The sequence below is a fragment of the Muribaculum sp. genome (assembly GCF_029051885.1).
Classification (GTDB): domain Bacteria; phylum Bacteroidota; class Bacteroidia; order Bacteroidales; family Muribaculaceae; genus Muribaculum.
On the sequence record NZ_JAIDKI010000121.1, the window covers coordinates 1 to 10,110 of the forward strand.

The window sequence follows — 10,110 nt, forward strand, 5'->3', positions numbered from 1 at the left end:
TTGCAGTCGACGGATGTCCATTCTCCAGAATTGTTGAATTCTATCTTAGTGCCGTTTACCAGCTTTACGTCATAGTCGATCTTCTTAAGCAGATGCTTGTCGACCTTAATCATAGAGATTTTTGCCTTTGGGAAATAGGTGGTAATCATCTCCTGCGCCTTTACAGGAAGATTGTCACGGTCAAGGGTGTATTTATCGGCCCTGGCCATAGGTATGAATGCGATTAATGCAAAAATTAACAAAAGTTTCTTCATAATGTCAATCTTGAAATCTTATTGAGTATATATTAAGAGACAAATCCGGATGATTCTAAAAATCAGCTCCGGACATATCCTTAAAAAAAATCGGCCCACACCATCTTGCAATGCATGTGAGCCGATTCATATATGAATTAAAAATTTATCCGATTGATTCCGTACCGATTGCAGAATATCAATCCGGAGTCGGTCCTGCCTATTGCAGGTGTGACCAAATGAGGGTTACTTCACTTCCTCGAAGTCGACGTCGGTTACATGGTCGTCGCCTGAGGCCTGTGAGGCGCCCGGCTGAGGACCAGCCTGCTGACCGGCAGCCGACTGAGCCTGCTGCTGGGCGTTGAGGATATCCTGCTGTGCGGCACCGAATGCAGCCTCAATCTCCTTGATGGCGGCATCGCATGCAGCAACGTCCTGAGCCTTGTGGGCATCCTTGAGCTTGGCCACACCGGCCTCGATGGCCGATTTCTTGTCGGCGGGAATCTTGTCGCCGAGCTCTGCGAGCTGCTTCTCGGTCTGGAATATGAGGGCGTCGGCCTGGTTGAGCTTGTCGATCTTCTGCTTTTCGGCCTCGTCGGCTGCGGCGTTGGCTGCTGCCTCGTCCTTCATACGCTTGATTTCAGCGTCGGTCAGGCCCGATGAAGCCTCGATACGAATGCTCTGCTCCTTGCCGGTAGCCTTGTCCTTGGCCGATACGTTGAGAATACCGTTGGCGTCAATCTCGAAAGTAACCTCAATCTGAGGAATACCACGGGGTGCGGGAGCGATACCGTCAAGATGGAACTTGCCGAGAGTCTTGTCGTCTTTTGCAAGAGGACGTTCGCCCTGAAGTACGTGGATTTCTACTGAAGGCTGGTTGTCGGCAGCGGTAGAGAATGTCTCGCTCTTACGTGTAGGAATTGTAGTGTTGGCTTCGATAAGTTTGGTCATGACACCGCCGAGGGTCTCGATACCAACCGACAGAGGCACAACGTCGAGCAGAAGCACATCCTTGACATCACCTGAGAGCACACCACCCTGGATAGCGGCGCCCACGGCTACCACCTCGTCGGGGTTGACACCCTTTGAAGGAGCCTTGCCGAAGAATTTCTTCACAATTTCCTGGATAGCGGGGATACGTGTCGAGCCGCCTACGAGAATCACCTCGTCGATGTCGGAAGCCTTGAGGCCGGCGTCGTTGAGAGCCTGCTCACAGGGCTTGATTGTAGCCTGAATCAGCTTGTCGGCCAGACGCTCGAACTCAGCGCGGGTAAGAGTCTTTACCAAGTGGCGGGGAACACCGTCGACAGGCATGATGTAAGGAAGGTTGATTTCAGTGGTGGTAGAGCTTGAAAGCTCGATTTTGGCCTTCTCGGCAGCCTCTTTCAGACGCTGGAGAGCCATTGAGTCCTTGCGGAGGTCAACGCCGTATTCCTGCTGGAATCCGTCGGCGAGCCAGTCGATGATGACATGGTCGAAGTCGTCACCGCCAAGGTGTGTGTCGCCGTTGGTCGACTTAACCTCAAACACACCGTCGCCAAGCTCGAGGATAGAGATATCGAATGTACCGCCACCGAGGTCGAATACGGCAATCTTCTGGTCCTTGTCGCTCTTGTCGAGGCCGTAGGCAAGCGCAGCGGCTGTAGGCTCGTTGACGATACGGCGCACCTTGAGTCCGGCAATCTCACCGGCTTCCTTGGTAGCCTGACGCTGTGAATCGTTGAAGTAGGCGGGCACGGTGATTACGGCCTCGTCTACGGTCTGTCCCAGATAATCCTCGGCAGTCTTCTTCATCTTCTGAAGAATCATGGCCGAAATCTCCTGAGGTGTATATTCACGGCCGTCGACAAGCACACGTACGGTGCCGTTGTCGGCCTTAGCAACTTCGTAGGGCACACGCTTTACCTCTTCGGCAACCTCGTCGTAGCGCTCACCCATGAAGCGCTTGATTGAATATACGGTGCCTTCGGGATTGGTGATGGCCTGACGCTTGGCAGGATCGCCTACCTTACGCTCGCCACCGGCGATAAAAGCCACGATAGAAGGTGTGGTGTTGCGTCCTTCGCTGTTGGGGACAACCACAGGGTCGTTACCCTCAAGTACGGCTACACATGAGTTGGTAGTACCCAGGTCAATACCGATTATTTTTCCCATAATTGTAAGTTTTATATTTTTTGTTTCTTGAATTTTGATTTTATCTGGTCAATTGCCGAATCTCCATTGCGGACCTCCGACGCTCATAGACAAAACAAATCATGTGCCAAAAAGGTTGCATGTAATATTAATTTAATATATTTCAGCCCATTAGCCATTTTTGACCTACTGACACGCCCACTGACACAATTTCACCCGCCACTGACACATGACACGCCACCGATACATCTTTTTACAAACTTTCACATGCGGCCCCGATGCTTTTACTCAAAAATTGCTAAATTTGCCGGAAATTGCCGGTAGTGGGCAGAGACTACCCTCCCGCGACATTACGACAACAATTATCATAAACCATATATACCAAAAAATGAACATCTCCCACATTGAACATGTAGGCATAGCCGTCCCCTCGCTGGACGAGGCTATCCCCTTCTACGAAAACATCCTTGGCCTTAAGTGTTTTGCCATCGAAGAAGTAGCCGACCAGAAAGTGCGCACAGCATTCTTCCAGGTAGGACAGACCAAAATCGAGCTGCTCGAGGGCACATCCGACGACAGCGCCATCTCCAAGTTTATAGCCAACAACGGCGGCCGCGGAGGCATACAGCACATCGCATTCGCCATGGCCGACGGTGTGGCCAACGCACTGGCCGAAGCCGAGGAGAAAGGCTGCCGCCTTATCGACAAGGCTCCCCGCAAGGGCGCAGAGGGACTCAACATTGCGTTCCTTCACCCCAAATCGACATGCGGCGCACTCGTAGAACTCTGCGAGGACCCCAAGAAGATGTAATCAAGTTTTCAAGAATCATACTATACCCATATACATATATTTATATATGAGCAACCAACTCGAAAAAGTCAAGGAACTCATCGCGATGCGCGAGGAGGCTCGCCTTGGCGGTGGCGAGAAAGCCATCCAGAAACAACACGAGAGAGGCAAATATACAGCACGCGAACGTATCGCACAGCTCCTCGACGAAGGCTCGTTTGAAGAGCTCGACATGTTTGTACGCCATCGTTGCACCAACTTCGGTCAGGAAAAGAAATCATATCTCGGCGACGGCGTAGTGACCGGCTACGGCACTATCGACGGCCGACTCGTATACGTATTCGCCCAGGACTTCACCGTATTCGGCGGCTCGCTGTCGGAGACAATGGCTCTGAAGATCTGCAAAATCATGGATATGGCCATGAAGATGGGTGCTCCCGTCATCGGCCTCAACGACTCAGGAGGCGCACGTATCCAGGAAGGCATCAACGCTCTTGGCGGATATGCCGAGATATTCCAGCGCAACATCCTCGCTTCGGGTGTAGTGCCCCAGATTTCATGTATCCTCGGCCCGTGTGCCGGCGGCGCGGTATATTCACCTGCCCTCACCGACTTCACCATCATGGCCAAGGGTATCTCCTACATGTTCCTTACCGGCCCGAAGGTAGTAAAGACCGTGACAGGCGAGGATGTGACCCAGGAAGCCCTCGGCGGCGCGCAGGTACACTCCACCAAGAGCGGTGTATGCCACTTCGCAGCCGAAGATGGCGAGGACGCTCTGAAAATCACTCGCAAGCTCTTCAGCTTCATACCCCAGAACAACCTCGAGGAGCCGCCACTGATTGAATGTACCGACCCCATCGACCGTCTGGAAGACTCGCTCAACGAAATCATCCCAGACAGCGCCAACAAGCCTTACGACATGTATGAGGTAATCGGTGCAATCATCGACCACGGCGAATTCCTTGAAGTACAGCGCGACTACGCCAAGAACCTCATAGTAGGTTTCGCCCGCATGAACGGCCAGAGCGTAGGTATCGTGGCCAACCAGCCCAAATACCTTGCCGGCGTGCTCGACAGCAACGCATCACGCAAGGGCGCCCGCTTCGTGCGCTTCTGCGACGCCTTCAACATTCCTCTGGTGACACTTGTCGACGTGCCCGGATTCCTCCCCGGCACAGGCCAGGAATACAACGGCGTTATCCTCCACGGCGCAAAGCTGCTCTATGCATTCGGCGAGGCTACAGTGCCCAAGGTTACTGTAACACTGCGCAAGAGCTACGGCGGCTCACACATCGTGATGAGCTGCAAGCAGCTCCGCGGCGACATGAACTACGCATGGCCTACTGCCGAAATCGCCGTAATGGGCGGTGCAGGTGCCGTAGAGGTGCTCTACGCCAAGGAAGCCAAGGCTGCCGAAGACCCCGCAAAGGTGCTCGCCGAGAAGGAACTGGAGTACAACAAGCTCTTCTGCAACCCCTACAACGCTGCAAAGTACGGCTATATCGACGACGTAATCGAGCCGCGCAACACACGCTTCCGCGTAATCCGCGCACTCCAGCAGCTTGCCACCAAGAAAGTCACAAACCCCGCCAAGAAACACGGCAACATACCTCTCTAATCCATCTGCAATGAGAAAGAGTATCATCCTGTTTCTTGCCCTCACACTCGTATGCGGCGCATCGGCCTTTGCTCAAGGACGCAAAGGCCTGCGCATCAACGAGGTGATGGTACAGAACGACTCAAATTATGTCGACGACTACGGACAGCATCAGGCCTGGATCGAGCTTTTCAACTCGACCTATGCCCCGATGGAGATTTCCAGCGTCTACATCACCAACGATCCCGCCGACCCCAAGAAATATCCCGTGCCCCTGGGCGATGTCAACACTGAAATCCCCACACGTCAGCACGTTGTATTCTGGGCCGACGGAGAACCTAACAAAGGTACATTCCACCTCAGCTTCCGCCTTACCCCGGGCCAGGACAACTGGATCGGTGTATACGACGCCAACGGCCGCACACTCATCGACTCCGTGACAGTGCCCGCGTCGCTCCTGCCCAACACCACATACGCAAGAGCAATCGACGGCGACGGCCTGTGGGAGGTGCGCGACGGCGGCGACAAATACATCACCCCCTCGAGCGCCAACCAGATTGTCGACACCAACGGAAAAGTCGAAATGTTTGCAGAGACCGACGGCCACGGATTCGGCCTGTCGCTCATGGCAATGCTCATCGTATTCTTCGCCCTCGCCCTTCTGTGTGTATGCTTCTACATCATCAGCAGAGTGGGTGCCTCGGTATCGCGCAAAAACAAGGCAGTATCGCAGGGTATCGACACCCGTCAGCTGCCCAAGGAAGAGAAGCCCCAGCACGACTCAGGCGAGGAAATCGCCGCCATCGTAATGGCTCTCAACGAACACCTCAACGCCCACGACCGCGAGAATACAATCCTCACCATCAACAAGGTACGTCGCGCCTACTCGCCCTGGAGCTCTAAGATATACAATCTCCGCGAGCTTCCACGCCGTTAATCCGACATCTTACCAACAAAGATCAAACTACAATGAAAGAATATAAATATAAAATCAACGGCAACAACTATAATGTTGCCATCGGCGACATTGTCGACGGCAAAGCCGAAGTGCTTGTCAACGGCACTCCTTACAAAGTGGAGCTCGACCAGAAGAAAGCTCCCGTAACCGTAGTAAGCCAGACCCCGCGCGCTGCGGCCGCTCCCCGCACTGCAGCCGGCGATAAAGTGATAGCAAAACCCAGCGTAGCCGCAGCCGGCACTCAGATCAAAGCACCCCTGCCCGGCACCGTGATGTCAGTCAACTGCAAAGTAGGCGATGTAGTGAAAGCTGCCGACACCGTGGTAGTGCTTGAGGCTATGAAGATGGAAAACGCTATCCACGCCGGATACGACGGCAAGGTGGCATCCATCACATGCAACCCCGGCGACGCCGTACTCGAAGGTGCTGTACTTATCACCCTTGAATAATCCATATTCCGTAACAACTTCTAACCTTCATTCCCCCGGAATATGATATCATTAATGAGTTTCAGCGAATTCATATCCGTAAACTTCCACCAGTTCTGGGTGCTCACCGGCTTTGCCAATGTCACCTGGCAGCATGGAGTGATGCTCCTCGTGGGTCTGTTCTTCATATGGCTCGCCATAAAGAAGAACTTCGAGCCCATGCTTCTGGTGCCGATCGGTTTCGGTATACTCCTCGGCAATATCCCCTTCAACGCCACAGCCGGCCTCGAAATCGGCATCTATGAAGAAGGGTCAGTGCTTAATATCCTCTACAACGGTGTGTCGGCCGGATGGTATCCTCCGCTGATATTCCTCGGCATCGGTGCCATGACCGACTTCAGCGCGCTTATCGCCAATCCCAAGCTCATGCTTATCGGCGCGGCCGCCCAGTTCGGTATCTTCGGAGCCTACATGGTGGCCCTCGCCCTTGGATTCTCACCCGACCAGGCCGGCGCGATAGCCATCATCGGCGGCGCCGACGGTCCTACAGCAATCTTCCTCTCGTCGAAACTTGCGCCAAATCTCATGGGAGCCATCGCCGTATCGGCCTACTCCTACATGGCTCTCGTGCCGCTGATTCAGCCGCCAATCATGCGCCTGCTCACCACAAAGAAAGAGCGCGTGATACGCATGAAGCCCGCACGCGCCGTAAGCCAGAACGAGAAAATCATCTTCCCGATTATCGGCCTTCTGCTCACCTGCTTCGTGGTTCCCTCAGGCATACCCCTGCTCGGCATGCTCTTCTTCGGCAACCTGCTCCGTGAGTGCGGTGTCACCACTCGCCTGGCCAAGACCGCAAGCAACGCTCTCACCGATATCGTGACAATGCTCCTCGGCCTCACTGTGGGTGCGTCGACCCAGGCAACATCGTTCCTTACCGTCGACACCATTTTCATCTTCGCTCTCGGTTTCATGGCCTTCATCATCGCCTCGGCTTCCGGTGTGATATTCGTGAAGATCTTCAACCTCTTCCTCCCCCAGAGCAAGAAACTCAACCCCCTTATCGGCAACGCCGGAGTATCCGCAGTGCCGATGTCGGCCCGCATCTCCAACAACCTCGGCCTCGAATACGACCCGACCAACTACCTGCTCATGCATGCCATGGGCCCCAACGTTTCGGGTGTGATCGGCTCGGCCGTCGCAGCAGGTGTCCTTCTGGGATTCCTCGCCTGATAACCTAAATATTCAACGGCGTCATCGGATATTTCGAAATATCCATGGCGCCGTTGATATTACAATCGCTCCTTTTACATACAACCGGCCATACGGCATATGAGTGTCCTGAAGCTGTCGATAAAAAATAGTGGATGTTAAAATACAGTTACAATCAATACCGGTCAGCAAACTTTCTCCCCCTATAAAACGTATTAAGGTCAAAGCACGCTGCAAGACTATCACACAGTGCCACGCATCCAGCACAGCTCACGCAGACGTTGTCACACTCTCTCAATATATCACATCACAGAAACCCCAGCATCACTCTACACACCTCATGATTACAAAAAAAGTCATCGACGAACTTTACCGCAAATACCGCCGCCGTCCCGACAGCATCGACTCCCTCGACATACCTCTGCTCTTCGAGCACGCATCCGACCACCACGACCTGCAGATTGACGCTGACGGCAACCTGATAATCGGAAGCATAGACGAGCGCTCACCTTTCCGTGAAATAGCACTGAGAAATGTAAACGGCATCACACATTTCGACGATACACTCGCTATCGTTCTCCACAGCTCCATACTATTCCTCAACAAGCACGACGAAGGCGTCAACGTACATATCCGTACCGAGCAGCCATCCATATGGGAGCGCCTCCGCTGGAAGTTATGCAATGCCTGACACGACAGCCTTACACCGTCTCACGCGGCACCACCAAGCCAGCCTCTTCCACCTCACCATATCAACATCTGTCTCCTCCATATTCAACCTCCCGGCCGGGTCACCATTGATTCCCCGTCGGGATTAATTATATCCCGGCCTATGAAATTCTCATAAGTGCAGAGCAGCAATAAAATCACTACCATTCACAGCTCATACAAAAAAATGACGCCGCGTCTGGACACATCTGCTGTGTCGACGCGGCGCTTCTGGTATTAATAGGGTTAGTTGTGTTATCGCACAATAAATTTCTTTACAGTCTTATCGCCCTGCTTCACGATATAGAGACCGCTGCCGGGATTGGTCACGCGCACACCAAGCATGTTGTAATACTCTACAGGTGCATTCTCGTCAATACCAATCTCATCGATTGAAGATGTGTCCTCCGAATATACTTTGATATTGTCGATAAACCAGCGGCACACCTTAGATGTATTCTGATCGTCGAGATAAGGCCACTGAGAATCAATCTGGCGTATGGTAATCTTTGTATTCTCGTTGACAGTCTGACCGTCAAGGCTGATGTCGGCATGCATCCAGGCATAGTCATCACCGGTGGCGAGAGTATGGGCCGGTACGGCAACCTGCTTCTCATCGTCTCCGTTGGCAATCACTACCACCAGTTCCGACGGGTCGTACTTACGGTTTTCAGCACCGGGGTCTCCCTGGCGCATAGGAGCCCAGTCAAACGAAATCTTAAGCTGCTTATCAGCAGGTATCTCCGTGAGAGCCGGAAGCACGATACCTGCATGGTATCCGGTAAGACCCATCTTCAGGTAATTCTTCTGCAAATACATGATTTTGTCAAGAGTACGGGCAGCATATTTGCTGTCGTTGTGATGCTTTGCCTGCACAAAGGTATATCCCTTGCTCAAAAGAGCATCATAGGCAGAGACTTCGTCAACTGCGGTTGTCAGATTCTTCGATTCCGCTTTAACTTCGTCGCTTGCATTGATAAAGTCGTGGACTCCGGCCACTTCACACCATGGCTCAAGCCATTCGAAATCTTCCTGGAAATAGACGGTTTCGGCCTGTGCGGCGGATACTGACATGGCTGCAATGCTTAATGAAAGTAGAAGTTTTCTCATATCTTATTGTTTTTAAGGTTAATAAAGTTCAGACTAATATTTTATTATGTCATGTTCGATTCCAGCTTTCCCGATGAAAACTCTCATACAGCGCAAATTTAATACATTAATGCGGTTACATACCAAAAAAAATCACTTTTTTATCGAAATATTTCAGTCAGGCTCTCCCTTTTGATGAAATCATCCGACATTTCATACAGTAATCCAGGCCTGCATTGCCCGAGATTTGGACCATGCCGTTATTTTGTATTTTGCGTTTCCTCTACTTTTCACTAACTTTACGCCAAAATTTTACAGCCAATTATGTATCGTACCAAGACCTGTGGCGAGCTGCGGCTCGCCGATGCCGGTCAGACCGTAACCATATCCGGATGGGTGCAGCGCATCCGCAAGATGGGCGGTATGACATTTGTCGATATCCGCGACCGCTACGGCATAACCCAAGTCGTTTTCAACAACGAGGTTGACGCAGCTCTCTGCGAAGAAGCCAATCATCTCGGACGCGAGTTCGTAGTGCAGATTACCGGAAAAGTAGCTGAACGCTACGCCAAGAATCCCGAAATGCCTACCGGCGACATTGAGATAGAGGCTCAGACTCTTACAGTACTCAACCGTTCGGAGGTGCCCCCGTTCACAATCGAGGACGAGAGCGACGGAGGCGATGACATACGCATGAAGTACCGCTACCTCGACCTGCGCCGTCCGTGCGTGCGCGCCAACATAGAGCTGCGCCACCGCATGACCATGGAGGTACGCCGCTATCTCGACAGCAAGGGCTTCCTCGAAATCGAGACCCCGATGCTCGTAGGCTCCACCCCCGAAGGCGCACGCGACTTCGTTGTGCCTTCGCGCATGAACCCGGGCCAGTTCTACGCCCTGCCCCAGTCGCCCCAGACCCTCAAGCAGCTGCTTATGGTGTCGGGCATGGACCGCTACTT

The 10,110-nt window shown here is 52.8% G+C and carries 10 protein-coding genes; 7 read left to right on the forward strand and 3 right to left on the reverse strand.

Going from position 1 to position 10,110, the window contains the following annotated elements; genetic code table 11:
* Nucleotides 1–209, reverse strand: a 209-nt coding sequence (locus K2I50_RS05275; protein WP_301025171.1) for a PepSY-like domain-containing protein, incomplete at its 3' end; no start/stop codon positions are given.
* A 270-nt stretch (nt 210–479) separates the two neighbouring features.
* The gene (gene dnaK / locus K2I50_RS05280; protein WP_301025172.1) at nt 480–2,387 is read right to left on the reverse strand and encodes a molecular chaperone DnaK; all 1,908 of its coding nucleotides are present in this window, start codon (nt 2,385–2,387) and stop codon (nt 480–482) included.
* A 367-nt stretch (nt 2,388–2,754) separates the two neighbouring features.
* On the opposite strand from dnaK, the gene mce reads away from it, so the two are divergent.
* The 6 genes from mce to K2I50_RS05310 all read left to right on the forward strand — a co-directional run bounded on the left by mce (nt 2,755) and on the right by K2I50_RS05310 (nt 8,045).
* Nucleotides 2,755–3,177, forward strand: coding sequence for a methylmalonyl-CoA epimerase (mce, locus tag K2I50_RS05285; RefSeq protein ID WP_295729620.1), 423 nt, complete (start codon nt 2,755–2,757; stop codon nt 3,175–3,177).
* 46 nt (nt 3,178–3,223) lie between these two features.
* The gene (locus K2I50_RS05290; RefSeq protein WP_301025173.1) at nt 3,224–4,777 is read left to right on the forward strand and encodes an acyl-CoA carboxylase subunit beta; all 1,554 of its coding nucleotides are present in this window, start codon (nt 3,224–3,226) and stop codon (nt 4,775–4,777) included.
* 10 nt (nt 4,778–4,787) lie between these two features.
* Nucleotides 4,788–5,693 carry an OadG family transporter subunit gene (locus K2I50_RS05295; RefSeq protein WP_301025174.1) on the forward strand — a complete coding sequence of 302 codons (906 nt, stop codon included), beginning with the start codon at nt 4,788–4,790 and terminating at the stop codon, nt 5,691–5,693.
* A 32-nt stretch (nt 5,694–5,725) separates the two neighbouring features.
* Nucleotides 5,726–6,163, forward strand: coding sequence for an acyl-CoA carboxylase biotin carboxyl carrier protein subunit (locus tag K2I50_RS05300; RefSeq protein ID WP_123475120.1), 438 nt, complete (start codon nt 5,726–5,728; stop codon nt 6,161–6,163).
* Between the two features lie 54 nt (nt 6,164–6,217).
* A complete protein-coding gene (locus K2I50_RS05305; protein WP_301025178.1) occupies nt 6,218–7,375 on the forward strand; it encodes a sodium ion-translocating decarboxylase subunit beta in 1,158 nt (385 codons plus the stop codon).
* A 319-nt stretch (nt 7,376–7,694) separates the two neighbouring features.
* Complete coding sequence (locus tag K2I50_RS05310) at nt 7,695–8,045, forward strand: hypothetical protein (protein WP_301025175.1); 351 nt, start codon at nt 7,695–7,697, stop codon at nt 8,043–8,045.
* Nucleotides 8,046–8,317: 272 nt separating this feature from the next.
* On the opposite strand, the gene K2I50_RS05315 is transcribed toward K2I50_RS05310, so the two are convergent.
* The gene (locus K2I50_RS05315; protein ID WP_301025176.1) at nt 8,318–9,172 is read right to left on the reverse strand and encodes a hypothetical protein; all 855 of its coding nucleotides are present in this window, start codon (nt 9,170–9,172) and stop codon (nt 8,318–8,320) included.
* Nucleotides 9,173–9,475: 303 nt separating this feature from the next.
* On the opposite strand from K2I50_RS05315, the gene K2I50_RS05320 reads away from it, so the two are divergent.
* Nucleotides 9,476–10,110: amino acid--tRNA ligase-related protein (locus K2I50_RS05320; protein WP_301025177.1), on the forward strand; the 635-nt coding region annotated here is incomplete at its 3' end.